Below are 26253 nucleotides of genomic sequence, written 5' to 3' on the forward strand. Positions count from 1 at the left end.
CGATCAGATGGAACCGAGAACGCCTTCGACCAGGTAGTTCATCTTCTCCAGTTCGAGGTCGGTCTGCTTGAGCGACTTGCCCGCCGGCACCACGACGGCACCCTTGTTGTCCTTGATGCCGTCCTTGAAGATGTCGAAGCTGCCCGCGATCATCTGGGCCTTGATGCCGTCGGCCTGCTTCTTGGCGGCGTCGGTCACGGCCGGACCGTAGGCCGACATCTTCACGTAGCCTTCTTTCAGGCCGCCGCGCAGGAAGTTGGGGTGCGGCTTGCCGGCCTGGGCCGCGTCGATGATGGTCTTGTACGCAGTGAGCCAGTTCCACTCGGCGCCCGTGAGGTAGGCCTGCGGCGCCAGCCTGGCCTGGCTCGCGTGGTAGCCGCAGACCATCTTGCCGCGCTTGGCTGCGGTCTCGACGACGACCTTCGGGCCGTCGACGTGCATCGTGAACACATCGCAGCCCTGGTCGGCCAGGCTGTTGGTGGCTTCGGCTTCCTTCACCGCCATCGACCAGTCGCCGGTGAAGATCACGCTGCAGGTGATGCCGGGCTTGACCGAGCGCGCACCGAGCGTGAAGGCGTTGATGTTGCGCAGCACCTGCGGAATGGGCTTGGCCGCGACGAAGGCGATCTTGTTGCTCTTGGTCATGTGCGCGGCGATCACGCCGTTCAGGAACTGGCACTCGTCGATGTAGCCGAAGAAGCTGCCGACGTTCTTCGGGTGCTTGCCTTCGGTCCACATGCCGCCGCAGTGCGAGAAGCGCACGTCGGGGTTCTTGGGTGCCAGCGCCAGGATGTGCGGGTCGAAGTAGCCGAAGGACGTGGGGAACAGCAGCTTGGCGCCGTCCTGCGAAATCATGCCGGTCATGGTCTTCTGCACCGCCGCGGTCTCGGGCACGTTCTCTTCCTCGACCACCTTCACGCCGGGCATCTTCTTCACCTCGGCCGCGGCCTGCGCATGCGCTTGGTTGTAGCCATAGTCGTCGCGCGGGCCGACGTAGATCACGCCCACGGTCAGCGGCTTGGCCTGCGCGTTGGCGAGCACGCCCCAGCTACCCAGCGTGCCGGCGGCGCCGAGCGCGGCGATGGATTTGAGGGAATCGCGACGATTGATCTGGCTCATGGCTTGGCTCCGAAGGATGGATTGGAGAACGGGGACGAACGAGAGGGGTGAATCGATGGCGGTGCCGGCTACTCGGCACGCGCACCGGTGGCCTTGGCGATGACGGCCCAGCGCTGCGAGTCGGCGCGCACCGCGTCCGACAGCGCCTTGGCCGGCAGGTACTGGATTTCTGCGCCGCGCTGCCACATCTGACCGCGCAGCCGCGGGTCGGCGGTGGCGGCCTGCACGTCGGCCTCGACCTTGCGCACGATCGCGTCGGGCGTGCCGGCGGGCACGAAGAGGCCGTACCACTGGTCGGCTGCGAATCCCGGGTAGCCGAAGCTTGCGACGGTCGGCACGCCGGGCAAGCGCGTGGTCGGTTTGGCGCCGGTGACGGCCAGCACGCGCAGCTTGCCGCCTTCGATCAGCGGCAGGGCCGACACGATGATGTCGAACATCACCTGCGTGCGGCCCGCGATCAGGTCGGGCAGCGCCTGCGCACTGCCGCGGTAGGGCACGTGCGTCATCTTCAGCTTGGCCTCGGACAGGAACCACTCGGCCGTCAGGTGCGGCAGCGAGCCGCTGCCGTTGGACGCGTAGCTCAGTTCACCGGGGTGCGCCTTGGCATACGCGACGAGGTCGGGAAAGGTCTTGAAGGGCGAATCGACCGGCACCACCACCACCAGCGGCGAGGTCGCGAAGCCGGCCACCGGCACCAGGTCCTTGATCGGGTCGTAGCCCAGCTTGGGGTAGATGTGCGGCGCGATGGTCACGCCCGCCGGGATGCCCATCACCAGCGTGTAGCCGTCGGGCGCACTTCGGGCACCGGCCTCGGTGCCGATGGTCGAGCCCGCGCCGACGCGGTTCTCGAAGACCACGGACTGCTTCCAGGTGGTCGACAGGGCCGTGCCGATCGCGCGGCCCGCGTAGTCCGTCGCGCCTCCCGCAGGGAACGGGATCACCATCTTCAAGGCGTGATTCGGATAGGCAGTGGGCTGCGCCATACCGAAATCCGCCTGCCCCAGCAGCGGCGCGAGCGCAGCGGCCTTGAGCACGGTGCGACGCGGCAGCGCATCGCAGCGCGAAGAAGACTCGACGGAGATAGAACGCGGCAAGGTCATCGGCTTGTTCCTTCTTGGATACAAGACGGTGTGCATAAAGTGTGCCCGTGTCGAATGAGGCGTACGCCTTCAGGCCAGCGCGGCGACCGGTGCCTGCGCCACGCCCGCGGCCTCCAACGCCGCGGCCACGCGCAACACCAGGTCTTCGCGCCACGGCGCCGCGATCACCTGCACGCCGATGGGCAGGCTGGCGTGCGCGCCCCACACCGGAACGGCGCACACCGGCAGGCCGATGCACGAGATCGGTTGGGTCAGCACCCCCATGTTGGGGCGCACCGGCAGGCGCTGGCCGTTGAGCTCGAACCACTCGGCGCCGATGGGGGTCGCGGCACAGGGCGTCGATGGCGCCAGCAGGATGTCGAAGCGCTCGAAGAGCTTGGCGGCCTGCTCGGCATAGAGGCGCCGCACGCGCTGCGCACGCGCCACCCAGGCGGCCGGGATCAGCGCGCCAGCCAGGAAGCGGTCGCGCGACAGCGGCTCGAAGTCCTGCGGGCGCTGGCGCAGGTCGTGCAGATGCAGCGCGGCGCCTTCGGCGTTGGTGATGAGGAAGGCGGCAGCGCGGCCGGCTTCGACCATCGGCAGCTCGACCATCTGCGGGGCACCCAGCGCTTCGGCCACGCGGTCGACCGCACTCAGCGCCTCGGGCTGGGCGCGCTCGCGGAAGTAGCCGCCGAGTACGCCGATGCGCAGACCGTGCGTGCCGTGCGACAGCTGCGCCGCCACCGGCTCGACGGCACGCTGCACACAGCCCGGGTCGAGTGGCGCGGGCGTTTCGGGGCCCTGCATCGCGTCGTAGGCCAGCGCCAGATCGCGCACCGAACGCGCGAAGGGCCCGAGGTGGTCGAGGCTGGAAATGAAAGGGTAGCTGCCGGTGCGCGGCAGCCGGCCGAAGGTCGGCTTGAGGCCGAAGATGCCGCACAGCGAGGCCGGCACGCGGATCGAGCCGTTGGTGTCGGAGCCCAGCGTGAGCGGCACCTGGCCAGCCGCCACCGCGGCGCCCGAACCGCCCGACGAGCCACCCGCGATGCACGTCAGGTCGTGCGGGTTGTGGGCCGGGCCGACGTGGCTGTTCTCGGTGGTGAAGCCGTAGGCGTACTCGTCCATGTTGAGCGCACCGACCAGCACCGCGCCGGCGCTTTCGAGTCGGCGCACCAGGAGCGCGTCGCTGCGCGCGGGCGTGCTGTCGCGCTCGATCTTCGAGCCGGCCAGCGTCTGCAGGCCGGCGATGTCGAACAGGTTCTTCACCGCGAAGGGCACGCCTAGCAGCGGCAGCGTGCGGGTGCGGTCGCCATGCGACGAGGCCAGCGATGCATCGACCTGGCCGGCGCGGCGCAGCGCGCGTTCGCGCACCACGTCGGTGAAGGCGTTGACGCGACCCTCGGTCGCCGCGATGCGGTCGAGGCTGGCCTGCGCCAGCGCGACCGCGCTCACGGCGCCGCTGCGTACGGCCTCGGCCATGGCCGCGCCGTCTTTCAACAGCAGTGCATCGGCGTTCATGCATCCCTCTCCGACGGACTCACCGGCACGAAGGACACCGCCGATTCGGCGTGCGGTTCGAGCGGCACCGCGTCGACCACGGCCGCCATCTCGGCGGCCAGCGCGAAGAAGCGCAGCACGCCGGGGCGGTGGTCGGGGCGCAAGTTCAGGTCGAGCGCGGCGGCCGCCGCATCGACATAGGCTTCGGTCTGGGCGGGGGTCATGCAGGCTCTCCTTCGGTGCGAATGGTCAGCGGCGCACTTCGCGCTGGAAGATTTCGAGGCTCAGCTTCTTCATTGCGACGAAGCTCGCAGAGCTGAGCGTCTCGAGCGTGCGCGGGCGCGCGTCGTCGTACTTCAGGATCTCCGCCACCTTGGTCGGGCGCTTGGTCAGCAGCAGCACCTCGTCGGCCAGGTACACCGCCTCTTCCAGGTCGTGAGACACCAGCAGCATGGTGGTGCCGGTCTGGATGAACACCTCCTGCAGCTTCTCGCGGATGAAGAGCGTCATCTCGAAGTCGAGCGCCGAGAAGGGCTCATCGAGGAACAGCACCTCGGGGTTGGGTGCGAGCGCCCGCATGATCGACGCGGTCTGCTGCTGACCGCCCGAGAGTTCGTACGGAAAGCGCTTGAGGTCGAACTTGACGTCGAAGGACGCGACCAGTTCTTCCATGCGGCGATCGACCTCCGCCTTCGACCGGCCTTCGAGCTTCAACGGATAGGCGATGTTGTCGATGGTGCGCATCCACGGGAACATCGCCTCGCGGTAGTTCTGGAACACGTAGCCGATCTTGGTGTCCTTGAGCGACTTGCCGTCGAACAGGATCTCGCCGCTGTCGATGGGCACCAGCCCCGCGATCATGTTGATCAGCGTCGACTTGCCGCAGCCGTTCGGCCCGAACACCGAGACGATCTTGTGCTTCGGGATGTCGAGGTCGAAGTTCTCGTACAGCGGCCAGCCCGCGAAGTACTTGGTGAGGCCGCGGATGGTGATGTGCGTGCCGGCCGGGCCGGGCTGGAACGCGGGGGCGGGCACGTCGGCGTACACCGGGCCGTTGAGGACTGCACTCATCTTCCACTCCAGTGAACGATCTTGCGTTCGGCAATGAGGAACAGGATGTTGAGCGCATAGCCCAACGCACCCGCCGCGAGGATGGCCGCATACATGCTCTTCACGTTGAGCACCTGCTGCGCGTTGATGATGCGGTTGCCCAGGCCGGCGTCGGAGCCGATGAACATCTCGGCCACGATCACGATGACCAATGCCATCGACACGGCGGAGCGCAGCCCGACGAAGGACGGCTGCAGGCTTTCCCAGATCAGCACGTCCTTGAACACCTGCCAGCGCGAGGCGCCCATCACCTTGGCCGCCATCACGCGCTGCTTGCGTGCGTTGATGACGCCGTAGGCGCTGTTGAAGATCACGATGAGGAACGCACCGAAGGCCGCGATCGCGACCTTGTTGATGTCCGACACGCCGAAGATCAAGAGGAACAGCGGAATGAGCGCCGACGACGGCGTGGAGCGGAAGAAGTCGATCAGGAACTCCACGCTGCGGTACACCCGCTCGTTGCTGCCCAGCAGCACGCCCAAAGGCACGCCGACGATGGCCGCGATCAGGAAGGCCTGCAGCGTGCGCCACACCGTCACCGCGAAGTCGGTGAGCAGCGGGCCGCCGGCCAGGCCGGTGATCAGCGTGGTGACGGTGTCCGCCGGCGCCGGCAGCAGGATCGGCTTGATGAAGCCGAGCCGCACCACCAGGTCCCACAGGATGAAGAGCACGACCGGCCCGATGAAGGGCAGCAGCTTGTCCCACAGCGGCGGCTTGGGCACGGCCGAGGCCGCGCCGTTGGCGGGCGGCGACCAGGGCTTGGTGGCGGCGCCGACGGGCGCGACGGTTGAATCGGCCATGGTTCAGGCCTTGTAGAGCAAGCCGTCCACCAGGACCTTCTTCTCGAAGATGCCCTTCTCGGTGAACAGGTCGTAGAACTTCTGGAAGTAGGCGACGTCGCTCGGCTTGAATTCGTTGTAGAGCATGTACGACGCGAGCGGCACTTCGGCGGTGAGCGCGCCTTCGATGGCGGTGTAGCCCTTCATGAACTGGCGGGCCTCGTCGGGCTTCGTGCGCACCAGCTCGACGCCGCGCGCATACGCGGCGATGTACTTCTTCGTCGCCTCGGGGTTCTTCTTGATGAACTCGGTCGTGAGGCTGGCCGCGCCGCCATGCCACGGGGCCATCGGGTCGCCCAGGATGTACTTCGCGACCACGCCCGCTTCGATGACCCGCGTGGTGCCGTTCATGCGGCCGATGGTGCCGGTGGGCTCCAGCGTGTAGCAGGCGTCGACCTGGCCCGCGACCAGCGCGGCAACGTGTTGGCCGATGGGCAGCTCGGTCACCGTGGCGCCGGTGGCGCCAGCACGTTCGAGCATGGTCTTGCACAGCGTCACGTTCTGAATGCCGGGACCCGAGGCGACCTTCTTGCCCTTGAGGTCGGCCATCGTCTTGATGGGACTGTCCTTGGCGGTGATGAACTCGTCGAGCACGAACTTGGCGTTGCTCGGGTTGGTGCAAAAGATCTTGAAGAGCCCCGGCTGCGCGATCTCGCCGATGGCGAGGTTGGCCGAGCCGGTGCCGTTCGAACTGCCGTCGGAGCGGCCCGAGAGCATCGCTTCCATCACCTGCTGCGCGCCGGCGAACTTGAGCGGCTCCACGTCGAGGCCGGCCTCCTTGAAGTAGCCCTTGTCGACCGCAGCGAAGAAGGGCAGGCCGGCGGCCACCGGCCAGAAGCCGATGCGGATCTTGGGCGTGGCCTGGGCCCGCACCAGCGACGGCGCGGCGAGCGCGGCGATGCCCGCGGCACCGGCCTGCAGCACATGGCGGCGCGATGGGTGGGGCGCGCGCGTCGCAAATGACTTGTTCGGGGATTCCATGGGCCGACTCCTGCGTGATGGTTGAAGCGAAAAGGAAAGAGGACGCGCTCAGGCGAGCGCCGCCTGGCGTGAAGCGATGTACGCGCGCCACCCGCCGTGGTGCGTGATGTCTTCGGCGCCCTCGAGCGCGATCGACTCGCAGACGAAGCCCTGCACGCTGCTGCCGTCGTCCAGCGTCAGCGTGCCGATGCCCAGCGGCGCGGGGATGAGTGCGACGAAGGAGCCGTAGGCGGTGGCCGGCATCTCCCACACCTCGACGAGGAGCGATGCGCCACCTGAGGGCACGCGCACCATGCCGGGCTTGGGCGGCACGGTGCCGGGAAGCGCGTAGAGGCGGTACTGCGGGGCGGTGAGGGTTTCGCGCAGCAGCGCGGCGCCGCGCTCGGTGAGCTGGCCGTTGAGTGGCATGCCCGACAGGTGCGCGCCGACCACGGCCACCTTCACGGTGGCGACCGGCTTCAGCAGCGGCAGGGCGACGGGCGACGGCATCGGTGCGCCGGTCGCGCCGAGCGTGAGCCCGCTCGCGTGGTGCAGGCGCTGCCCCAGTTCGGCCAGCTGGAAGTCGCTGGCGCAGGGGCCGATCAGCGTCAGGCCGAATGGCAGGCCGTCGCTGCGCAGGCACGTCGGCACCGACAGCGCCGCATAGTCGAGCAGGTTGACGAAGTTGGTGTACGCGCCGAGGTTCTGGTTGAGCGCGACCGGGTCGGCCTGCATCGCCTCGATGGTGTAGTGCGTGGGCGAGGTCGGCACCACCAGGAGGTCGATGTGCTTCCACATCGGTGCGGCCTGCTGCGCCAGCGCACGCAGCCGGGTCTGTGCGTCGACGAAGTCGGCGGCGCTGTAGCTGCGGCCCTTGGCCAGGATGCTGCGCACCGGTTCGATGACCTCGGCCTCATGTGCGTCGAAGAACGGGCGCACCGCCGCGTAGCGCTCGGCCACCAGCGCACTGTCGTAGAGCAGCGCCGCGGCTTCGGCCAGCGGGGCGTAGTCGATCGGCACGCGCGTGGCACCGAGCGCCTCGAGCTGCGCGAGCGATCGCTCGAAGGCCGCAGCCGAGTCGTGATCGCCGAAGAATTCGAGCGTCGATGGCACGCCGATGCGCAGGCGCAGCGGCAGCGGTGCGGTAATCGGCGTGAGTGCGCGCGAGTACGGGTCGTGCGCGTCGTGCCCCATCGCGACGCTCAGCACGCGGGCCGCCAGCTCGACGGTGCGCGCGAAGATCGACACGCAGTCGACGCTCTGCGCCGCCGGCGCCACGCCGCGCGTACTGATCAATCCCTTGGTCGGCTTGAGGCCGACGATGTTGTTGAGCCCCGCCGGCACGCGGCCCGAGCCGGCCGTGTCGGTGCCGAGCGCGAAGTCGACCTCGCCCGTGGCCACCACCCGCGCCGAGCCGGAACTGGATCCGCCCGACACATAGCGCGCATCGAAGCTGTTCGGCACGGCGCCGTAGGGCGACCGTGTGCCGTTCAAGCCGCAGGCGAACTGGTCGAGGTTGGTCTTGCCGACCAGTACCGCACCGGCGTCGAGCAGGCGCTGCACCACCTGGGCGTGGGCCGTCGCGTCTCGGGCGAAGGCCGGGCAGGCGGCGGTGGTCGGCAGGCCGGCCACGTCGATGTTGTCCTTGACCGCGAAGCGCAGCCCGGCCAGCGGGCCGTCCGCCGCAGCGTCCGAGGCGGCGATCGGCGGGTCGATCCGCATGATCCAGGCGGCGGCGCCGGGGTTGGTGTCGAGCCCGTCATCGGTCGTCTGCGAAGTCGTCGTATGCACCATCATCAAGCATCCTGTCTTGTGTACATGTTGAGATGCAAGTGGCGTGCCAACGCCTGCCGGGGCTCAGGGAGCCCTGGCAGGTCGGATTCGGTGCGTCAGGAAAAAAGTGGGTGCAGCCTTAGCCGCGCTTGGCCGCCCGGTACAACCCGTCGACCTTGCCGATGTTGGCTTCGAGGATGCGGATGCGGTCGGTGCCGCTGGGGTGGGTCGAGAGGAAGCTCAGGCCACCCTGGTTCTTCGAGGCGGTGGCCATCTTCTTCCACAGCGCCACCGAGGCCCGCGGGTCGTAGCCGGCCCGCGCCGCGAGTTCGAGCCCGACCAGGTCGGCGTCGGTCTCGTCGCCGCGGCTGAACTTCAGCGACAGCAGCTGCGTGCCGGCGCGCGCTGCCATGTCGCCCATCTGTCCCAGGCCGAGCAGCTGCGCGGTGATCGACAGCGCCGCGCCGGTGCCGGCGCTCTTGGCGAGGCGTGCGCGGGCGTGCTCGCGCAGGGCATGCGCCATCTCGTGGCCCATCACCATCGCGACCTCGTCGTCGCTGAGCTTGAGCTGGTCGAGGATGCCCGTGTAGAAGGCGATCTTGCCGCCCGGCAGGCAGAAGGCGTTGATCTGCTGGCTGCCGATCAGGCTGATCTGCCACTTCCACTCCGCGGCACGCGCGTTCCACGGGCCGACGAAGGGGATGAGGTGCGCAGCGATGGTGCGCAGCCGCTGCAGTTGCGGGTGGCCGTCGGGCGCCAAGGCGCCCTTGGCCTTCGCCTGTTGGAGCAACTGGTCGTATTGCTGCACGCCGGCCTGCTCGATGGCGTCAGCGGGCACCAGGTTGCGCGCGACCGAGGCCTTGCCAACCGCGACTTGCGCCAGCGCGGGGGTCGCTGCCGTCGTCACTGCGGCAGCCCCCGCCAACGCCAGGAAAGCCCGGCGCGCGTGCCAGGGACCGATGGAGAGTTCGCAGCGTGTACACATGCGGGAATAATAAGCAGTCACCCCGATCGACCCTTCAATGTCCCCACCCTCGGCTGCCGAAACCTCCCCCACGCCCACCCCTGCGCCTGCAGCGCCGCTCTCGTGGCGCGACGCGCTCACGGTGTACCTCGAACCGGCGACGCTGCGCATGCTGGCGCTGGGCTTCTCGGCCGGTCTGCCGCTGCTGCTGGTACTGGGCACGCTGAGCTTTCGGCTGCGCGAAGCCGGCGTGGCGCGCAGCGACATCGGGTACCTCAGCTGGGTCGGCCTGGTGTACGCCTTCAAATGGGCCTGGGCACCGCTGGTCGACCGGCTGCCGATTCCCATCGTCACGCGGCTGATGGGCCGCCGCCGCAGCTGGCTGCTGCTGGCGCAGGCGCTGGTGATCGGCGGGCTGGTCGGCATGGCGACGGCCGACCCGCGCGGCGGGCTGGCGCCGCTGGTGTGGTGCGCGCTGCTGGTGGCCTTCGGCTCGGCCACGCAGGACATCGCGCTCGATGCCTTCCGCATCGAATCGGCCGAGACGCGCAAGCAGGCCGCGCTGGCCGCCGCCTACCAGACGGGCTACCGCCTGGCGATGATCTGGGCCGGCGCGGGCGTGCTGTGGATCGCGGCCTGGGCCGAGCTGGGCGGCAGCGCCGGCTACCAGAACATCGGCTGGCGCGCCGCCTACCTCACGATGGCGGCCTCGATGGCGATCGGCGTGGTCACGGTGTTGCTGTCGTCCGAACCGGCGCAGCGCGTGATGCCCCGGGCGCGCAACGCAGCCGAGTGGCTGCAGAACGTGTTGGTCGAGCCCTTCGCCGACTTCGTGCGTCGCTACAAGTGGCAGGCGGTGCTGATCCTGTCGCTGATCGCCATCTACCGCATCAGCGACGTCGTGATGGGCATCATGGCCAACCCCTTCTACGTCGACATGGGCTTCAGCAAGGACGAGGTGGCCACGGTCAGCAAGATCTACGGCGTGGTGATGACGCTGGTCGGCGCCTTCGTCGGCGGCGTGCTGTCGATGCGCTTCGGCGTGATGCGCGTGCTGATGCTGGGTGCGGTGCTCAGCGCCGCGAGCAACCTGCTCTTCGCGGCGCTGGCCTCGCGCGGGCACGATCTGACGATGCTGGTCTTCGTGGTGTCGGCCGACAACCTGGCCGGCGGCATCGCGTCGGCGGCCTTCATCGCCTACCTGTCGAGCCTGACCAACATCAGCTACTCGGCCACGCAGTACGCGCTGTTCAGCTCGCTGATGCTGCTGCTGCCCAAGTTCATCGCCGGCTATTCGGGCGTGTTCGTCGACGCCTACGGCTACGTGCCCTTCTTCGTCGGCACGGCGCTGCTCGGTCTGCCGGTGCTGGTGCTGGTGGCTTTGGCCGCGCGCTCGCAGCGCAACGGCGCCGCATAAGCCCCGATCAAGCCCCGACCAAGCCCCCGGCACGGGATGCCGGCCGACGCGCGGGTGCCCGGCCGGCTGCTAGTCTGTGGCATTGTTCGCGCTCCGCCACTTACCTTCCACCATCGTGCCGTCCCGCATCCCCCCCCTCCAGATCAGCGCCTACACCGCGACTTCGGCCGTCGGCGTGGGCAAGGCGTCGCTGCTCGACGCGCTCGAAACCTCCCGCAGCGGCCTGCGGGCCAACGACTTCGGCGAGGTGCCCGCCAGCGGCGCGCGCCTGACGACCTGGATCGGCCGCGTGGCCGGCGTCGAAGAGGCGCGGCTGCCCGGATCGCTCGCCGCCTGGGACTGCCGCAACAACCGGCTGGCCTGGATGGGCCTGCAGGCCGACGGCTTCATGGACGCGGTGGCGGCGGCGCGCGCCAAGTACGGGCCGTCGCGCATCGCGGTGATCCTCGGCACGTCGACGTCGAGCATCGGCGAGACCGAGGATTCCTACACGCACCTGACCGCCGATGGCCGCTTCCCGCCCGGCCAGGAGCGCCCGCTGGTGCACACGCCGCATTCGCTGGGCATGTTCGTGCAGGCCGCACTGGGCCTGGAGGGGCCGTCGGAAACGATCTCGACCGCCTGCTCGTCGAGTGGCAAGGTCTTCGCGTCGGCCGAGCGGCTGATTCGCCTGGGCCTGATCGACGCGGCCGTGGTCGGCGGCGTCGACACGCTGTGCGGCAGCGTGCTGTACGGCTTCAACTCGCTGGAGCTGGTGTCGCCCCAGCCGTGCAAGCCCTTCGACGCCACGCGCGACGGCATCAGCCTGGGCGAGGCCGCGGGCTTCGCGCTGGTGGAACGCGCCGAGTCGACGACGGCCGACGGGCTGTACCTGCTGGGCTACGGCGAGGCGAGCGACGCGCACCACATGTCGACGCCGCACCCGCAGGGCCTGGGCGCCGAGCGGGCGCTCGACGACGCGCTGGCCCGCGCCGGCCTGACGACGGATGCGGTCGACTACATCAACATGCACGGCACGGCCAGCATGAAGAACGACGAGGTCGAAGGCGCGCTGGTGACCCGGCGCTTCCCTGAAAGCACGCACGCCAGCTCGACCAAGGGCTTCACCGGCCACACGCTCGGCGCGGCCGGCATCGTCGAGGCCGCCATCAGCCTGCTGTCGCTGGAGACCGGCCTGATGCCGGGCACCGTGAACACCACGCAGCTCGACACCGACTGCGGCCCGCAGATCAAGCTCGCGCCCGCACGCGGCGACGTGAAGGTGGCGCTGTCCAATTCCTTCGGCTTCGGCGGCAACAACTGCGCGCTGGTCTTCGGCAAGGGAGTGCAAGCATGAGCACCACTGTGAAGACCCCGACGCTGTACATCGAAGGCCCGGCCTTCTGGGCGCCCACGCTGCCCGGCTGGGACATTGCCCGCGCCGCCTTCACCGGCACCGGCGCGCCGGTCGACCCGCCGGCCAAGCGGCCCTCCCCGCAGGTGCTGGCCCCGGCCGAGCGCCGCCGCGCGCCCGACACCGTGGCGCTCGCGCTCGAGGTGGCGTCCCACGCCATCGCTGCATCGGGCCGCGACGCCAAGGACCTGCCCTGCATCTTCGCCTCGGCGCACGGCGACCTCGGCATCAACGACTACATGTGCAGCGTGCTCGCCAGCGACCCGACGGTGCTGTCGCCGATCAAGTTCCACAACTCGGTGCACAACGCCGCGGTCGGCTACTGGACGATCGGCGTCGGCTGCATGGCGGCCAGCAATTCGATCGCGGCCTACGAGACGACCTTCGCGTCGGCCCTGCTCGAAGCCGCGGCGCAGTGCGCAGCCGACGACCAACCGGTGCTGCTGGTGGGCTACGACATGCCGGCCGTGGGCGCGCTCGCGTCGATCACGCGCAGCCGCGGCCTGCTGGCGGTGGCGCTGGTGATCGCGCCGCAGCGCACCGAGCGCACCGTGGCGGCCTTCGACTGGTCGCTGCTGCCTGGCGCGTCGCAACCGATCGCACCGCGCTCGGAGGCGGCGCAGGCGCTGGCCACCAACGCAATGGCCGACGCGCTGCCGCTGTTCGAGGCGCTGGCCGCGGGCCGCAGCGAGACACTCGCGATGCCGCTGTCGGCGCGCCTGTCGCTGCAGCTCCAACTCACCCAAGGCTGAAGCCGATGACGATCGCCACGACAACGCAGGAACAGCAGCACGACGTGGTGATCATGGGCGGCGGCCTGGCCGGGCTGACGTTGGCGCTGCAGCTCAAGAAGCGCTTTCCCGAGATCGACGTGCTGGTGCTCGAGCGCCGCGCTCACCCGGTGCCGCATGCGGCGCACAAGGTGGGCGAGTCGTCGGTGGAGATCGGCGCTCACTACTTCGACACGGTGCTGGGCCTGGAGCCGCACATGCATGGCGAACAGCTGCGCAAGTTCGGCTTCCGCTTCTTCTTCAGCGAAGGCCGCCGCGACATCGACCAGGTCACCGAGATCGGCGCCAGCCGCTACCTCTCGGTGCCCAGCTACCAGATCGACCGCGGCATCTTCGAGAACTACCTGGCCGAAGAGGCCGCGCGTCGCGGCGTGAAGTTCACCGACCACGCGATGGTGCGACAGATCGATCTGGCCGACGACGCGCAGGGCCTGCACCGCCTGAGCTGGACGCAGGACGGGCAGACCAACGTCATCGCCGCGCGCTGGATCGTCGACGCCTGCGGGCGCGCCGGCCTGCTCAAGCGCAAGCTGGGCCTGGCCGAGCCGAATGCGCACGACGCCCACGCGGTGTGGTTTCGCATCGGCGAGCGCATCACGCTCGACAGCTGGAGCGACGACCCCGAATGGCGCGCCCGCTGCACGCCGCAGGCGCGCTGGCTGTCGACCAACCACCTGGTCGGCGCGGGCTACTGGGTGTGGCTGATTCCGCTGGCTTCGGGCTCGCATTCGGTCGGCATCGTGGCCGACCCGCGCTACCACGCGCTCGACACCATGGACAGCTTCGAGAAAGCGATGGACTGGTTCGCGCAGTACCAGCCGCGCCTGTTCGACGAGCTCGACGGCAAGCGCCACCTGCTGCAGGACTTCGCCTTCTTCAAGAACTTCTCGTACGGCTGCAAGCAGGTGTTCTCGGGCCAGCGCTGGGCATTGACCGGCGAGGCCGGCCTGTTCCTCGACCCGTTCTATTCGCCGGGCAGCGATTTCATCGCCATCGCGAACACCTACATCACCGATCTGATCGGCCACGACCGCGCCGGCCATTCGGTGGAAGCGCGGGCGCAGCTCTACGACCAGATCTACCACTCGTTCTACGAGAGCACCCTGGCGCTCTACCAGGACCAGTACGGCCTGTTCGGCGACCCCGAGGTGCTGCCGGTGAAGGTGATCTGGGACTACAGCTACTACTGGGGCGTGCTCTCGCAGATCTTCTTCCACGACCGCCTGACCGACCTGGCGTTGCTCGGCAGCCTGAAAGAGGAGCTGCAGCACTGCCAGCGGCTGAACATCGCGGTGCAGGCACTGCTGCGCGCGTGGTCGGGTTCGAGCGAGAAGCGCAACCCGCCCGCGATGCTCGACCACGCCGCGCTGCCCTGGTTCGCCGAGCTCAACCGCAGCCTGACCGACACGCTGGACGACGCGCAGTTCAGCGCTCGCATCCATGCCTCGGTCGCGCTGCTGCGCCAGCTGGCTGCCGAGATCCGCGAGCGCGCGCTGGGCTGCGATCCTGCGCTCGATGACAGCGCACTGCGCGCCCTGCTCACCCAGTCCTGGCCCGCAAGCGCAGCCGCCGAATGCACCATGCTGTTCGAAGCGGCTTCCGAAGCCAGTTCCGGGAACACCGCGGAACCGGCTTAGCCGGCCCGCTGGCGCTGCCCCGGCAGGGGTTGGCGAAGCGACACGCAGTGCGCGGCCCTGGGGGCGAGCCATTTACCTTAACTTTACGGAGCATTCAAGCCGCCTTGGCGGCGCCGATCCATCATGGCCGCTATGAGCACTCCCCAGATCCTGATGATCGAAGACGACGCCCGCCTGGCGCAGATGGTGAGCGAGTACCTGGCGCAGTCGGGCTTCGGCATGGCGCACGCGGCCGACGGCCACGCCGGCCTGGAGCAGCTGCAGCAGCATGCGCCCGACCTGGTCATCCTCGACCTGATGCTGCCCGACATCGACGGCCTCGAAGTCTGCCGCCGCATCCGCGCGCTGCCTGGCGCGATGGCCAAGGTGTCGATCCTCATGCTCACGGCCAAGGGCGACCCGATGGACCGCATCATCGGCCTGGAGATCGGCGCCGACGACTACCTGCCCAAGCCCTTCGAGCCGCGCGAACTGCTGGCGCGCATCCGCGCCGTGCTGCGCCGTCGTGGCGATCACAGCAGCGACGCGACCGCGGCGACGATGATGCGTTTCGGCACGCTCGAGATCGACCGCAACGCGCGCACCGTGAGCGTCGGTGGCGCGCTGGCCGACCTCACGTCCTATCAGTTCGATCTGCTGGTCGCGATGGCCGAGCGCGCCGGCCGGGTGCTCACACGCGACCAAATCATGGAAGCGGTGCGCGGCCGCGAGCTCGAGGCCTTCGACCGCTCGATCGATGTGCACATGGGCCGCATCCGCGCCGCCATCGAGGCCGACGCCAAGAACCCCAAGCGCATCCTCACCGTGCGCGGCGTGGGCTACGTCTTCGCCAAGCAGCAGGACTGACGCCACCGATGATCCAGCTGTTCACGCGCCACCTCTACGTCCGCATCTGGCTGGCGGTGCTGGCCGGCGTGGCGGTGGTCACCTTCGCGGCCGGCTGGGCCTGGCAGATGGCCGACGAGCAACGTTCGGCGCCGCTGCCGCGCGAGGTGGTGCTGCGCGACACCCAGGACCGGGTGATCGGCACCGGCACCTCGCTGCGCACCAGCCGGCCGGGCGAAGCGCTGGAGTTCACCATCTCGCTGAAGGACGGCCAGGTGTTCCAGATGCAGTTCGGCCCGCGTCAGGACCGCCAAGGCGGCCCGCCGCCGTGGGTGCGCCCGCAGACCGGTTTTTTCTGGCTGCTCGGCCTGGTCGGCCTGGCGACGGCCATCGGCCTCTTCCCCATCGTGCGCCGCCTGACACAGCGCCTGGAAACCCTGCAGCGCGGTGTGCAGCGCTGGGGCGACGGCGACCTGTCCGCGCGCGTGCCGGAAGACGGGCAGGACGAGGTAGCCGACCTCTCGATCCGCTTCAATTCGGCGGCAGCGCGGGTCGAGACGCTGGTGCGCTCGCACAAGTCGCTGCTGGCCAATGCCTCGCACGAACTGCGTTCGCCACTCACCCGCATCCGCATGGGGCTCGAGCTGATGGGTGAACGCCCTAGCGTGGCGGCGCGCGACGAGATCTCGCGCAACATCGGCGAGCTCGACCAGCTCATCGACGAGATCCTGCTGTCGAGCCGGCTCGACGCCAGCGAGGCCGACCTGGGCACGATCGAAACGGTCGACCTGATCGGCCTGGCCGCCGAGGAGAGCGCGCGTGTCGACGCCGAACTCGACCTGACCGAAGGCACCGACAGCGCCACGCTGCAGGTGCAGGGCGTGTCGCGCCTGCTGCGCCGCGCGATCCGCAACCTGCTGGAGAACGCGGGCCGCTATGGCGCCGGCACGATCGAGCTGCGTCTCGAATCCGACGGCCACTGGGCCCGTGTCCGCGTCGACGACCGCGGCCCGGGCGTACCCGCCGCATTGCGCGAGCGCATCTTCGAACCCTTCTACCGCCTGCCCGGCGCGAGTGAGCGCGAAGGGGGTGTGGGCCTGGGCCTGGCGCTGGTGAAGTCGATTGCCGAGCGCCATGGCGGCAGCGTGCGCTGCGAAGACCGGCCGGGCGGCGGGGCGAGTTTCGTGATCGAGCTACCGCGCGACGTGCGCTGACGCGGCGGCGCGCTCGCCCTGGATGGCGCAGAAGATCAGCGTCGTCATGAAGAGGAAGAACATCGTGCCGCTGTTGTGGCCCAGGAAGCCTTGCGTCAGCCCGAAGCCGATGTAGCCCACGGGAACCAGCACGCCGATGAGTTGCAGCGGCGCGATCGCAGCAGCGGCAGCGGACGCGTCATCGCTTTTTCTCGGCCAGAAGATCAGCAAGGGAACGCCGTAGAGAAGCAGCAGCGCCGCCAGCCCGACAAGGCCACGCTTGGCAAACGCATCCAGAAACTCGTTGTGCGCATGGCTGAACTTCAGCACGAAGGGATGCACCTGCCCGGCCGCCACCATGCGCTTCTTCTCTGTCTCGTAACCCTGCTGCGACCAGCCGACCAGCGGCTTTTCAAGGCCCATGTGCCAGGCCGCCTTCCAGTGCGCGAGGCGCTGCCCCACCGACGACTCGGCATTGCCGGTCGTCTCGTACACATCGACCTCCAGACGCGCGCGCTCGAGGCGTTCGCCGAGCTGCCGCGCCGCCAGCGACACCAGGGCCGCGCCCAGCAGCAACGCGATCAGGCCGGAGATCAGCAGATAGCGGCGATCGAGGAAGCGCGCCTTGATCGCCACCATCGCCGGCACCAGCAGCACCAACGCCAGCCAGCCGCCGCGCGCCTGCGACAGCAGCGAACCCAGCAGGCCCATGGCCGCACCGGCGGCCAACAGGACGGCCCAAACGCGCGGGCGCTGCGGCGGCCGCCACATCATCAAGCCAACGATGGACATCAGGCCGAGCAGAAGACTGAGATCGCCGAACTGGATGGCGTTGATCGCACCCTCGGCGCGCGGCAGATGCAGCCACAGAACTTCGTACAAGGCCCGCAGGCCCGCCGCCACCGCACCACAGGCAATGCCGGCCCACAGCCACGCCTGCCGAGGCGGGAAGCGCAGCAGGAAGAACAGACACGGCAGCACGATCAGGAACTTGATCGGCTTGTCGACCGATCGCCACCCCCCGTGGCTGCGCAAACCGTCGACCTGCCAGACCGCGGCCATCAACAGGAAGGCCGCGACCAGCCCCCAGACCGTCCGCGGTTCGAGCGGCTTGTTCCACCACGTCGGTAGAGCGGCCAGCGCGCCGACCAGAAGAAACACGGCGGCGACCGAGTAGCCGTTGGCGACCGCGATGCTCAACGCCGGAAACAGAAAAGCGGCGGCCGAAGCCGTCAGCCGCCAACCTTGCTCACCCTTCATCGGCCCACCTGGTTGCTGAGTTGCTCGCGGTCGTAATGGAGCGCGGCATAACGAAAGAACGCCTCGAGCGAGACGAAAAAGCAGAAGAGGAAACCGGCGCCGCCGCAGAGGAAACCCAGGCGCAGGAAATAGAAGCGTACGAACATGGCCGTGCCGCCGGCCATGCCGCGCAGCACGCCGCCCCGCTTGCCGAGTGCCGCGCGCTTGGCGGCGCCCAGCATCGCGTACTGCGTCAGCTTTTCGAGGCTTCCGCGCACGGTCTGCCACGAATGGTGGAGCAGCTTGCCGGACAACACGTGCCGCGGCACGTCGACGAAGGCGGGCAGCAGCACGGCTTCTTCGTGCACCGCGCCCTCGAAAGAGGAAACGGTGTCACGCCGGAACAGGCGCTCCGGCCCCCCGGCCCGGTAGGCCTTGAGCTCATGGCCATAGGCGACCATCCGCCAACGCACCCGCCAGACGCCGGCCTCGCCGGAGGCCACTGCCGCCTCGATGCTCGTGCGCAATTCCGGCGTGACGACTTCGTCCGCGTCGAGAAAGAAGATGTAGTCGCTGCGAACGTGCGCCAGCAGCCGCGTGCGCTGCACGCCGAAGCCCTGCCAGTCGGGGTAGGCGACGACGGTGGCGCCCGCAGCTTCCGCGCGCGCGACGGTGTCGTCGGTGCTGCCGCTGTCGACCAGCAGCAACTGGTCGGCGAAGGTAGCGCTGCGCAGGCAGGCCTCGATGCGGTGCGCCTCGTTCTTCGCCAGGACGCCGATGGTCAGCGTCGGTCGGGCGCGGGTCGCCTCGGGCACGCGCGCGGGCTCAATGGCCGTGGCCGACGGCTTCACCGGCCTTCAGCCGGTACAGCGTGCCGCAGTACGGGCACCGTCCCTCGCCGGTGCGGGCGATGTCCAGGTACACCTTGGGGTGGGTGTTCCAGAGCTTCATGTCGGCCTTCGGGCTCGGGCAAAAGACGCCGCCCTGGTGGTTCAGGTCGGTGGCGAGGAGTTCGACGACAGCGGTGGTGGCCATGATCAGATCTTGGTGAGCCAGTGGGCGTACTTGGGGTTCTTGCCGTTCACGATGTCGAAGAAGGCCGCCTGGATCTTCTCGGTGACCGGGCCACGCGAGCCGCCATCGCCACGGTTGCCGATCTCGATGCGGTCGAGCTCTCGGATGGGCGTCACTTCGGCAGCGGTGCCGGTGAAGAAGGCTTCGTCGGCGATGTAGACCTCGTCGCGGGTGATGCGCTTTTGCACCAGCTCGATGCCAAGGTCCTTGCAGATGTGCAGGATGGTGTTGCGGGTGATGCCATTGAGCGCACCAGCCGACAGATCGGGCGTGTAGACCACGCCGTCCTTCACCACGAACACGTTCTCGCCGGCGCCTTCGGAGACGAAGCCGCTCGCGTCGAGCAGCAGGGCTTCGTCGTAGCCATCGTCCAGCGCCTCCATGTTGGCGAGGATCGAGTTGCTGTAGTTGCTGACCGCCTTGGCCTGCGTCATCGTGATGTTCACGTGGTGGCGGGTGTAGCTCGAGGTCTTCACCCGGATGCCGCGCTTCATGCCTTCCTCGCCGAGGTAGGCGCCCCAGGCCCAGGCCGCGACCATCGCGTGGATGCGGTTGCCGCGCGGGTTCACGCCGAGTTTCTCGGAGCCGATCCAGACCAGCGGACGCAGGTAGCAGCTTTCGAGCTTGTTCTCGCGCACCACCTGCTTCTGCGCCTCGTTCAGTTCTTCCTTGCTGAAGGGCAGCGTCATGCGCAGGATCTTCGCGCTGTTGAACAGGCGGTCGGTGTGCTCCTGCAGGCGGAAGATCGCTGTGCCGTCGACCGTCTTGTACGCCCGCACGCCCTCGAAGGCGCCGCAGCCGTAGTGCAGCGTGTGCGTCAGGACGTGGATCTTGGCGTCGCGCCACTCCACGAGTTGGCCGTCCATCCAGATCTTGCCGTCACGGTCTTCCAGCGAAGGGGGGAGCACGCTCATGTTGGGTTGTCCTTGGGGGGTGGGAGATCCGGGGACCTCCGGGGGGAGATGTCGCAAAAGCTTTCGATTTTACGGCGGCGCCCGGAGCCGGGGCCGCGACAATGGCGGGTTTTGCCAATCAGCCAGAAAAGGGATTCCGTGTCCGTATTCAAGAACGTCATCGTCTATCGCATCGAAGCCGGTTGGTCGCAATCGCTGACCGACGCCGAGGCAGGCCTGGACAAGTTCCGTTTCGTGCCGTGCAGCCCCTCGCAGGAAAAGTCCACCGGTTGGTCCGAGCCGCGCGGGCAGGACCACGGCCCGCTGGTCGAATCCGTCGGCGGCCAGTGGGTGCTCGAATTCATGATCGAAGCCAAGACGCTGCCCGGCTCGGTGGTGCGCCGAAAGGTCGACGAGCGCTGCGCGCAGATCGAGACCACCACCGGCCGCAAACCGGGCAAGAAGGAAAAGAAGGAACTGAAGGAAGAGATCACCCACGAGCTGCTGCCGATGGCCTTCACCCGCCACGCACGCGTGGCGGTGTGGATCGACCCGCAGGCACGCCGCCTGGTCGTCAACGCCAGCAACGCGGCGCGCGCCGACGAGGTGGTGACCAGCCTGGTGAAATCGCTCGACGGCTTCGCGGTGACACAGATCAACACGCAGATCGAGCCAGCCACCGCGATGTCGGGTTGGCTGTCGAGCCAGGAGCCGCCGGCCGGCTTCACCATCGACCGCGAGTGCGAGCTCAAGGCCACCGACGAATCGAAAGCGGTGGTGCGCTACGCGAAGCACCCGCTCGACATCGAGGAAGTGAAGCAGCACATCGCCGCCGGCAAGCGCCCGACGCGGCTGGCCATGACCTGGGAAGACCGCGTGTCCTTCGAGCTCAGCGAAGCGATGCAGCTGCGCAAGATCGTGTTCCTCGAGGGCACCGACGGCGCCCAGGACGGCAAGAAGGAAGACAACTTCGATGCCGACGTGGCCATCGCCACCGGCGAGCTGGGCGACTTGGTACCGGCGCTGCTCGAGGCGCTCGGTGGCGAAGCCGCCTTCACCGCCGCGGTGGCGGAGCCGCAGCAGCCGGCGGCCGCGTCGGCAGCCGAAGTCGAAGACGCGCCCTTCTAGGCAGCCGGCGGGGCGCTGTCGTCCTGCCCGCCGGCGGGCGCCGCGTCGGGCTCGACCGGCGGCCGTGACAGCGCCCAGCTCTGGAGCTTGCCGCTCACGAAGACGGCTTCGACATACGACTCGCCGCCATCGGTCCAGCGGTAGATTTCCGGCTGCTGGTCTTTCGGCGTCCTGAGCTCGCCGAGCGAATGCGTCATGGCCACCACGTGCAGCAGCGTGACCTTGGGCTTCAGCTTGGCGTTGAGCATCACCGCGCTGGCGACATAGCCGATCGGCCGGTTGGCCGCGCGCTTGAGCACCTGCATCGTGCGGGTGAAGTGCAGCAGCAGGAACATGACGATGCCGCCCGCCGTCACCAGCACGCCCTGCCAGCCGAAGCTGCGGTAGGCCAGCCCGAGCAGCACCAGTCCGCCCAGCGGTACGAAGACTTTCTGAAAATTCATGGGGCGCATTGTCGCTGTGGCGGCCGACGGTCCACGGCCAGCGGCTTCAGTCCAGCCGGCGCACGATGTCCAACGCTTCTTCCACGCGCTCGACGGCATGGATCGTCAGACCCTCGATCTCCTTGCTGCCCTTCTTCGGCGCATTGGCCTTGGGCACGACGGCGACGCTGAAGCCGAGCTTGGCGGCTTCCTTCAGCCGCTCCTGCCCGCGCGGCGCGGGCCGCACCTCGCCGGCCAGGCCAACTTCGCCGAAGGCGATGAAGCCCTTGGGCAGCGGCTTGCCGCGCAGGCTGGACGTGATCGACAGCATCACGGCCAGGTCGGCTGCAGGCTCGGTGATGCGCACACCGCCCACTGCATTCACGAACACGTCCTGGTCCATGCAGGCCACACCGGCATGGCGATGCAGCACGGCCAGCAGCATCGCGAGCCGGTCGCGATCGAGGCCGACCGACAGGCGCCGCGGGCTCGGCCCGCCGTTGTCGACCAGCGCCTGGATCTCGACCAGCATCGGCCGCGTGCCTTCGAGCGTGACCATGACCACGCTGCCCGGCACCGGCTCGCTGTGCTGGCTCAGGAAGATCGCGCTGGGGTTGCTCACGCCCTTCAGGCCGCGCTCCGTCATGGCGAACACGCCGATCTCGTTGACCGCGCCGAAGCGGTTCTTGATGGCGCGCACCAGGCGGAAGCTCGAATGGGTGTCGCCCTCGAAGTACAGCACCGTGTCGACCATGTGCTCCAGCACCCGCGGGCCGGCCAGTGCGCCCTCCTTCGTGACGTGGCCGACCAGCACGATCGCCGTGCCGCTGGCCTTGGCGAAGCGCGTGAGGTGGGCCGCGCATTCGCGCACCTGCGCCACCGAGCCGGGCGCCGAGGTGAGCTGGTCCGAATACACCGTCTGGATCGAGTCGATCACCGCGATGCCCGGCCGGTGCGCATCGAGCGTGGCGATGATCTTCTCGAGCTGGATCTCGGGTAGCACCTGCACCTGCGAGCGCTCCAGCCCGAGCCGGCGCGAGCGCAGCGCGACCTGTGCGCCGCTCTCTTCGCCCGACACATAGAGCGCGTTCTGCCCCTGGCGCTGCAGCGCATCGACCGCCTGCAGCAGCAGCGTCGACTTGCCGATGCCCGGGTCGCCGCCGATCAGCGTCACGCCGCCGGGCACGATGCCGCCGCCCAGCACGCGGTCGAGCTCGTCGATGCCGGTGGGCGTGCGATCGACGTCGCTGGCCTCGATCTCCGACAGCACCGCCAGGTCGGCCGTGCCGCCGAGCGCCGCGAACTGCGTGCCGAAGCGGTTGTTGGCGGCGCCGGCGGGCTGCGCGACTTGTTCGATCAGCGTGTTCCAGGCGTTGCAGCTGGGGCACTTGCCCAGCCACTTGGCGCTGGTGCCGCCGCACTCGGTGCAGACGTAGTTGGTTTTTTCCTTGGCCATCGCACGAGTGTAGGGAGCAGGCGGCCACGCCATTCAATAATCGGCCATTCACCCGAACGAACGGAGACCGCCATGCCCCATCTCGTGATCCTCTACACGCCGAACGTGGCCGAAGGCACCGACATGAACGCGCTGTGCCGCACCCTGTGCGACACCCTGCTCGCCCAGCGCGACGACGCCGACAAGCAGGTCTTCCCGATCGACGGCACGCGCGTGCTGGCCTACCCGGCCGCCCACTACGCGGTGGCCGACGGCTCGGGCGACCATGGCTTCGTCTACCTGAACCTGCGCATGGCGGCCGGGCGCACCAGCGCCACACATCAGCGCATCGGCGATGCCGTGCTGGCCGCGGCCCAGGCCCACTTCGCGCCGGTCTTCGCGCGACAGCACCTGGGGCTCACGCTGCAGATCGACGAAAACCCCGGCATGGTCTACAACGGCAAGCACAACAATCTCACGCCGCTTTTCGCCGGCTGACCCCATGCAGACACCACTCAACCCCTTCAAGAAAGCCATGCAGGACGGTCAGGCCCAGATCGGCCTGTGGGTCGGCCTGGCCGACGGCTATGCCGCCGAGCTGCTCGCGGGCGTCGGCTACGACTGGCTGCTGATCGACGGCGAGCACGCGCCCAACGACCTGCGCTCGGTGCTGGCGCAGCTGCAGGCCATCTCCAGCGCCTGGGCGGCGCTGCCGCACCGCTCGCAGCCGATCGTGCGGGTGCCGGTCGGCGAGACGGCGCTGATCAAGCAATACCTCGACATCGGCGCGCAGACGCTGCTGGTGCCGATGGTCGACACCGCCGAGCAGGCCGCGCAGCTGGTGCAGGCGATGCGCTACCCGCCCGAGGGCATCCGCGGCATGGGCAGCGGCCTGGCCCGCGCGTCGCGCTGGCAGGCGCATCCCAACTACATCCATGAAGCCAATGCGCAGGCCTGCCTGCTGGTGCAGGCGGAAACGGTCGAGGCCATGAAGAACCTCGACGCCATCGCCGGCACGCCGGGCGTCGACGGTGTCTTCATCGGCCCGGCCGACCTGTCGGCTTCGATGGGCTTCTCCGGCCAGCCGAACCATCCCGAGGTGCAGGCCGCGATCGCCGACGGCATCGCGCGCATCCTGAAGGCCGGCAAGGCGCCGGGCATCCTCGCGACCACCGAGGAGCAGGCGCGCAAGTGGCTGGCCGCCGGTGCCCTCTTCGTCGCCGTCGGCGTCGACACCGCGGTGCTGACGACCGCCGCCCGGCAACTGCTGGCCCGCTACAAGCAGGACGCGCCGGCCGCACCACCCAACGGCTACTGAAAAAGTCGGCCCGACGTGGCGTAAACGCGGGGGTCGAGGCACCCGCCCTGCTGGAAAAATACCGGTTCGGCGCGCGCCGGGCTTCGCTCTGCGCTGCGACCTTCAACCCTCGGAGACAGACGCCATGAATTTCACCCGCCGCCATCTGCTGCAAGGCACCGGTGCCTCGGTCCTGCTGGCCGGCATCGGCCAGCACGCCTTCGCACAGGCCACGCTCGAGACCACCACCATCGTCACCGGCTTCGCCGCCGGCGGCACGTCCGACACCATCTGCCGCCGCGTGGCGCAGAAGCTGAGCCCCGAATTCGCCAAGGCGGCGGTGGTGGAAAACCGCACCGGCGCCGGCGGCCAGATCGCCATCGGCTACATCAAGGGCCGCCCGGCCGACGGCTCGGCCATCCTGCAGACGCCGACGTCGATGCTCACCATCTACCCGCACATCTACAAGAAGCTGGCGTACGACCCGCAGGTCGACCTGACGCCGGTGTCGCTGGGCTGCGTGTTCGACTTCGGCCTGGCGGTGGGGCCAGCGGTGCCGCTCAGCGTCAAGACCGTGCCCGAGTTCCTGGCCTGGGCCAAAGCCAACCCGGCGGGCGCCAACTTCGGCTCGCCGGCCGCCGGCTCCACGCCGCACTTCATCGGCGCGCTGCTCGGCAAGAGCGCCGGGGTCGAGCTGAAGCACGCGGCCTACCGCGGCACGCAGCCGGCCATGCTCGACCTGCTTGGCAGCAACGTCTCGGCGGTGTCCGGCCCGATCGGCGACCTGACGCAGCACCTGCCCAGCGGCAAGGTGCGCATCCTGGGCGTCTCCGGCGCCAAGCGCAGCCGCTTCGCGCCCGACGTGCCGACCTACGGCGAGCAGGGCATCGCGAACATGGCGCACAGCGAATGGTTCGCTTTCTTCCTGCCGGCCAAGGCGTCGCCGGAACTGGTCGCGCGCCTGAACGCCTCGATGAAGGCGGCGCTCACCTCGAAGGATGTGGTCGACGGCCTGAGCACCTTCGGCCTGGAAGCGATGGCCTCGTCGCCCACCGAGTTGGCCGACCTCGTCAAGAAGGACACGGCGAAGTGGGGCCCGATCGTCAAGGAGGTCGGCTTCACGGCCGAAGGCTAGGCGTTCGGTAGAGCGCCGCGCATCTGGCACCATCGCACCCATGAACATCTGCATCTACGGCGCCGGCGCGATCGGCGGATGGATCGGTGCTGCCTTCGCGCAGGCCGGTGAACGACTCAACGTGGTGGCGCGCGGCGCCACGCTCGACGCCTTGCGGCGCGATGGGCTGGTGCTGCTGCGCGGCGACCAGCGCACGCAGGTGCCCGTCAACGCGGTCGACGACCCGGCCGCGCTCGGCGTGCAGGACGTGGTCGTCATCGCGGTGAAGGCGCCATCGCTGGCTGCCGTGGCCGCGCGCATCGCACCGCTGATCGGCCCCGACACCCTCGTGCTGACGGCCATGAACGGCGTGCCTTGGTGGTTCCTCGACGGCGGCTTCGGTGGTGCGCTGGCGGGCACGCGGCTGCAGGCGATCGACCCCGACGGCGCGATCGCGGCGGCCATCCCGTCGCGCCAGGTGGTCGGCGGCGTGGTGCACGCAAGCTGCGCGCTCGATGCGCCCGGCGTGGTGCGCCATCACTTCGGCAGCGGCTTGATCATCGGCACGCCATCGGGCGAAGCGAGCGAGCGCGTGAACGCCCTGGCGGCGCTGCTGGTGCGCGGCGGCCTCGATGCGAAGGTGTCGCCGCAGATCCAGAAAGACGTCTGGTACAAGCTCTGGGGCAACATGACGGTCAACCCGATCAGCGCGTTGACCGGTGCCACCACCGACCTGATCCTGGCCGACGACGAGGTGCGTGGTTTCATCTCGGCCGTCATGCTGGAGGCCAAGGAGATCGGCGCGCGCATCGGCATCCCGATCGCCGAGATGCCCGAAGACCGCCACGTGGTGACGCGAAAGCTCGGCGCCTTCAAGACCTCGATGCTGCAGGACGTGGAGGCCGGGCGGCCGGTCGAGCTCGATGCCTTGGTGACCGTCGTGCACGAGCTCGGCCAGCGAACCGGCGTGCCGGCGCCTTTCACCGCCGCCCTGCTCGGGCTGGCGCGCCTGCGCACGCGGCAGCTCGGGCTGTACTGACGCACCGCCGCTGCG

At 68.9% G+C, this 26253-nt stretch carries 26 protein-coding genes; 11 read left to right on the forward strand and 15 right to left on the reverse strand.

Annotated features, from left to right (window positions below; translation table 11 throughout):
* Positions 1-3 precede the first annotated feature (3 nt).
* From ACSFBE_RS23130 to ACSFBE_RS23170, 9 genes are all read right to left on the reverse strand, one after another.
* Positions 4-1119, reverse strand: a complete 1116-nt coding sequence (locus ACSFBE_RS23130; RefSeq protein ID WP_435492743.1) for a BMP family ABC transporter substrate-binding protein — start codon at positions 1117-1119, stop codon at positions 4-6.
* A 68-nt stretch (positions 1120-1187) separates the two neighbouring features.
* Positions 1188-2219, reverse strand: coding sequence for a Bug family tripartite tricarboxylate transporter substrate binding protein (locus tag ACSFBE_RS23135; protein WP_435492744.1), 1032 nt, complete (start codon positions 2217-2219; stop codon positions 1188-1190).
* 69 nt (positions 2220-2288) lie between these two features.
* Positions 2289-3716, reverse strand: coding sequence for an AtzE family amidohydrolase (locus ACSFBE_RS23140; protein WP_435492745.1), 1428 nt, complete (start codon positions 3714-3716; stop codon positions 2289-2291).
* Positions 3713-3919 (reverse strand): AtzG-like protein, encoded by a 207-nt coding sequence (locus ACSFBE_RS23145; RefSeq protein ID WP_435492746.1) that lies wholly within the window; start codon positions 3917-3919, stop codon positions 3713-3715. The genes ACSFBE_RS23140 and ACSFBE_RS23145 overlap by 4 nt, the downstream gene beginning before the upstream one ends.
* Before the next feature lie 25 nt (positions 3920-3944).
* The gene (locus tag ACSFBE_RS23150; protein WP_435492747.1) at positions 3945-4766 is read right to left on the reverse strand and encodes an ABC transporter ATP-binding protein; all 822 of its coding nucleotides are present in this window, start codon (positions 4764-4766) and stop codon (positions 3945-3947) included.
* The gene (locus ACSFBE_RS23155) at positions 4763-5605 is read right to left on the reverse strand and encodes an ABC transporter permease (protein WP_435492748.1); all 843 of its coding nucleotides are present in this window, start codon (positions 5603-5605) and stop codon (positions 4763-4765) included. Before ACSFBE_RS23155 ends, ACSFBE_RS23150 begins: the two co-directional genes overlap by 4 nt.
* Before the next feature lie 3 nt (positions 5606-5608).
* Complete coding sequence (locus tag ACSFBE_RS23160) at positions 5609-6625, reverse strand: ABC transporter substrate-binding protein (protein WP_435492749.1); 1017 nt, start codon at positions 6623-6625, stop codon at positions 5609-5611.
* A 48-nt stretch (positions 6626-6673) separates the two neighbouring features.
* Positions 6674-8401: an allophanate hydrolase gene (atzF, locus tag ACSFBE_RS23165; protein ID WP_435492750.1), complete on the reverse strand. Its 1728-nt coding sequence runs from the start codon at positions 8399-8401 to the stop codon at positions 6674-6676.
* A 115-nt stretch (positions 8402-8516) separates the two neighbouring features.
* Entirely contained in the window at positions 8517-9362 is an 846-nt protein-coding gene (locus tag ACSFBE_RS23170; RefSeq protein ID WP_435492751.1) for a M48 family metallopeptidase, read from the reverse strand.
* A gap of 37 nt (positions 9363-9399) precedes the next feature.
* Here ACSFBE_RS23170 and ACSFBE_RS23175 point away from each other — a divergent pair, with 37 nt between their 5' ends.
* The 6 genes from ACSFBE_RS23175 to ACSFBE_RS23200 all read left to right on the forward strand — a co-directional run bounded on the left by ACSFBE_RS23175 (position 9400) and on the right by ACSFBE_RS23200 (position 16618).
* Positions 9400-10758 (forward strand): AmpG family muropeptide MFS transporter, encoded by a 1359-nt coding sequence (locus ACSFBE_RS23175; RefSeq protein ID WP_435492752.1) that lies wholly within the window; start codon positions 9400-9402, stop codon positions 10756-10758.
* 115 nt (positions 10759-10873) lie between these two features.
* On the forward strand, positions 10874-12094 hold the full coding sequence (locus ACSFBE_RS23180) for a beta-ketoacyl-[acyl-carrier-protein] synthase family protein (RefSeq protein WP_435492753.1): 1221 nt from the start codon (positions 10874-10876) through the stop codon (positions 12092-12094).
* On the forward strand, positions 12091-12903 hold the full coding sequence (locus ACSFBE_RS23185; protein ID WP_435492754.1) for a beta-ketoacyl synthase chain length factor: 813 nt from the start codon (positions 12091-12093) through the stop codon (positions 12901-12903). The genes ACSFBE_RS23180 and ACSFBE_RS23185 overlap by 4 nt, the downstream gene beginning before the upstream one ends.
* A 5-nt stretch (positions 12904-12908) precedes the next feature.
* Positions 12909-14579: an NAD(P)/FAD-dependent oxidoreductase gene (locus ACSFBE_RS23190; RefSeq protein ID WP_435492755.1), complete on the forward strand. Its 1671-nt coding sequence runs from the start codon at positions 12909-12911 to the stop codon at positions 14577-14579.
* 123 nt (positions 14580-14702) lie between these two features.
* Positions 14703-15425 carry a response regulator gene (locus tag ACSFBE_RS23195; RefSeq protein ID WP_435492756.1) on the forward strand — a complete coding sequence of 241 codons (723 nt, stop codon included), beginning with the start codon at positions 14703-14705 and terminating at the stop codon, positions 15423-15425.
* Between the two features lie 8 nt (positions 15426-15433).
* Positions 15434-16618: an ATP-binding protein gene (locus ACSFBE_RS23200; protein ID WP_435492757.1), complete on the forward strand. Its 1185-nt coding sequence runs from the start codon at positions 15434-15436 to the stop codon at positions 16616-16618.
* On the opposite strand, the gene ACSFBE_RS23205 is transcribed toward ACSFBE_RS23200, so the two are convergent.
* From ACSFBE_RS23205 to ACSFBE_RS23220, 4 genes are read right to left on the reverse strand one after another with little or no spacing between them, the layout of a single operon-like run.
* Positions 16598-17857: an O-antigen ligase family protein gene (locus ACSFBE_RS23205; RefSeq protein ID WP_435492758.1), complete on the reverse strand. Its 1260-nt coding sequence runs from the start codon at positions 17855-17857 to the stop codon at positions 16598-16600. The two genes, ACSFBE_RS23200 and ACSFBE_RS23205, sit on opposite strands and share 21 nt — an antisense overlap.
* Positions 17854-18651, reverse strand: coding sequence for a glycosyltransferase family 2 protein (locus tag ACSFBE_RS23210; protein ID WP_435492786.1), 798 nt, complete (start codon positions 18649-18651; stop codon positions 17854-17856). The genes ACSFBE_RS23205 and ACSFBE_RS23210 overlap by 4 nt, the downstream gene beginning before the upstream one ends.
* Positions 18652-18661: 10 nt before the next feature.
* On the reverse strand, positions 18662-18871 hold the full coding sequence (locus tag ACSFBE_RS23215) for a zinc-finger domain-containing protein (RefSeq protein ID WP_435492759.1): 210 nt from the start codon (positions 18869-18871) through the stop codon (positions 18662-18664).
* 2 nt (positions 18872-18873) lie between these two features.
* Complete coding sequence (locus ACSFBE_RS23220) at positions 18874-19824, reverse strand: branched-chain amino acid transaminase (protein WP_435492760.1); 951 nt, start codon at positions 19822-19824, stop codon at positions 18874-18876.
* A 138-nt stretch (positions 19825-19962) separates the two neighbouring features.
* Here ACSFBE_RS23220 and ACSFBE_RS23225 point away from each other — a divergent pair, with 138 nt between their 5' ends.
* Positions 19963-20931, forward strand: coding sequence for a recombination-associated protein RdgC (locus tag ACSFBE_RS23225; protein ID WP_435492761.1), 969 nt, complete (start codon positions 19963-19965; stop codon positions 20929-20931).
* Here the strand turns inward: ACSFBE_RS23225 and ACSFBE_RS23230 are convergent.
* Together ACSFBE_RS23230 and radA are read right to left on the reverse strand one after the other, a co-directional pair.
* Complete coding sequence (locus tag ACSFBE_RS23230) at positions 20928-21383, reverse strand: glycerate kinase (protein WP_435492762.1); 456 nt, start codon at positions 21381-21383, stop codon at positions 20928-20930. The two genes, ACSFBE_RS23225 and ACSFBE_RS23230, sit on opposite strands and share 4 nt — an antisense overlap.
* Before the next feature lie 37 nt (positions 21384-21420).
* On the reverse strand, positions 21421-22809 hold the full coding sequence (gene radA, locus ACSFBE_RS23235) for a DNA repair protein RadA (protein ID WP_435492763.1): 1389 nt from the start codon (positions 22807-22809) through the stop codon (positions 21421-21423).
* 72 nt (positions 22810-22881) lie between these two features.
* Here radA and ACSFBE_RS23240 point away from each other — a divergent pair, with 72 nt between their 5' ends.
* The 4 genes from ACSFBE_RS23240 (at position 22882) to ACSFBE_RS23255 (ending at position 26238) form a co-directional block, all read left to right on the forward strand.
* Positions 22882-23286 (forward strand): 5-carboxymethyl-2-hydroxymuconate Delta-isomerase, encoded by a 405-nt coding sequence (locus tag ACSFBE_RS23240; RefSeq protein ID WP_435492764.1) that lies wholly within the window; start codon positions 22882-22884, stop codon positions 23284-23286.
* A 4-nt stretch (positions 23287-23290) separates the two neighbouring features.
* Positions 23291-24106 (forward strand): 4-hydroxy-2-oxoheptanedioate aldolase, encoded by an 816-nt coding sequence (hpaI, locus tag ACSFBE_RS23245; protein ID WP_435492765.1) that lies wholly within the window; start codon positions 23291-23293, stop codon positions 24104-24106.
* Positions 24107-24230: 124 nt separating this feature from the next.
* Positions 24231-25220 (forward strand): Bug family tripartite tricarboxylate transporter substrate binding protein, encoded by a 990-nt coding sequence (locus ACSFBE_RS23250; protein ID WP_435492766.1) that lies wholly within the window; start codon positions 24231-24233, stop codon positions 25218-25220.
* A 40-nt stretch (positions 25221-25260) separates the two neighbouring features.
* Positions 25261-26238 carry a 2-dehydropantoate 2-reductase gene (locus ACSFBE_RS23255; RefSeq protein WP_435492767.1) on the forward strand — a complete coding sequence of 326 codons (978 nt, stop codon included), beginning with the start codon at positions 25261-25263 and terminating at the stop codon, positions 26236-26238.
* Positions 26239-26253 lie beyond the last annotated feature (15 nt).

It is taken from the genome of Variovorax sucrosi, from assembly GCF_051216635.1.
Classification (GTDB): Bacteria; Pseudomonadota; Gammaproteobacteria; order Burkholderiales; family Burkholderiaceae_C; genus Variovorax.

Coding starts and splice junctions, on each gene's coding strand:
- ACSFBE_RS23130 (WP_435492743.1), bottom strand. CDS start 1,119: ATGAGCCAGATCAATCGTCGCGATTCCCTCAAATCCATCGCCGCGCTC.
- ACSFBE_RS23135 (WP_435492744.1), bottom strand. CDS start 2,219: ATGACCTTGCCGCGTTCTATCTCCGTCGAGTCTTCTTCGCGCTGCGAT.
- ACSFBE_RS23140 (WP_435492745.1), bottom strand. CDS start 3,716: ATGAACGCCGATGCACTGCTGTTGAAAGACGGCGCGGCCATGGCCGAG.
- ACSFBE_RS23145 (WP_435492746.1), bottom strand. CDS start 3,919: ATGACCCCCGCCCAGACCGAAGCCTATGTCGATGCGGCGGCCGCCGCG.
- ACSFBE_RS23150 (WP_435492747.1), bottom strand. CDS start 4,766: ATGAGTGCAGTCCTCAACGGCCCGGTGTACGCCGACGTGCCCGCCCCC.
- ACSFBE_RS23155 (WP_435492748.1), bottom strand. CDS start 5,605: ATGGCCGATTCAACCGTCGCGCCCGTCGGCGCCGCCACCAAGCCCTGG.
- ACSFBE_RS23160 (WP_435492749.1), bottom strand. CDS start 6,625: ATGGAATCCCCGAACAAGTCATTTGCGACGCGCGCGCCCCACCCATCG.
- atzF (WP_435492750.1), bottom strand. CDS start 8,401: ATGATGGTGCATACGACGACTTCGCAGACGACCGATGACGGGCTCGAC.
- ACSFBE_RS23170 (WP_435492751.1), bottom strand. CDS start 9,362: ATGTGTACACGCTGCGAACTCTCCATCGGTCCCTGGCACGCGCGCCGG.
- ACSFBE_RS23175 (WP_435492752.1), top strand. CDS start 9,400: ATGTCCCCACCCTCGGCTGCCGAAACCTCCCCCACGCCCACCCCTGCG.
- ACSFBE_RS23185 (WP_435492754.1), top strand. CDS start 12,091: ATGAGCACCACTGTGAAGACCCCGACGCTGTACATCGAAGGCCCGGCC.
- ACSFBE_RS23190 (WP_435492755.1), top strand. CDS start 12,909: ATGACGATCGCCACGACAACGCAGGAACAGCAGCACGACGTGGTGATC.
- ACSFBE_RS23195 (WP_435492756.1), top strand. CDS start 14,703: ATGGCCGCTATGAGCACTCCCCAGATCCTGATGATCGAAGACGACGCC.
- ACSFBE_RS23200 (WP_435492757.1), top strand. CDS start 15,434: ATGATCCAGCTGTTCACGCGCCACCTCTACGTCCGCATCTGGCTGGCG.
- ACSFBE_RS23205 (WP_435492758.1), bottom strand. CDS start 17,857: ATGAAGGGTGAGCAAGGTTGGCGGCTGACGGCTTCGGCCGCCGCTTTT.
- ACSFBE_RS23215 (WP_435492759.1), bottom strand. CDS start 18,871: ATGGCCACCACCGCTGTCGTCGAACTCCTCGCCACCGACCTGAACCAC.
- ACSFBE_RS23220 (WP_435492760.1), bottom strand. CDS start 19,824: ATGAGCGTGCTCCCCCCTTCGCTGGAAGACCGTGACGGCAAGATCTGG.
- ACSFBE_RS23230 (WP_435492762.1), bottom strand. CDS start 21,383: ATGCGCCCCATGAATTTTCAGAAAGTCTTCGTACCGCTGGGCGGACTG.
- radA (WP_435492763.1), bottom strand. CDS start 22,809: ATGGCCAAGGAAAAAACCAACTACGTCTGCACCGAGTGCGGCGGCACC.
- ACSFBE_RS23240 (WP_435492764.1), top strand. CDS start 22,882: ATGCCCCATCTCGTGATCCTCTACACGCCGAACGTGGCCGAAGGCACC.
- hpaI (WP_435492765.1), top strand. CDS start 23,291: ATGCAGACACCACTCAACCCCTTCAAGAAAGCCATGCAGGACGGTCAG.
- ACSFBE_RS23250 (WP_435492766.1), top strand. CDS start 24,231: ATGAATTTCACCCGCCGCCATCTGCTGCAAGGCACCGGTGCCTCGGTC.
- ACSFBE_RS23255 (WP_435492767.1), top strand. CDS start 25,261: ATGAACATCTGCATCTACGGCGCCGGCGCGATCGGCGGATGGATCGGT.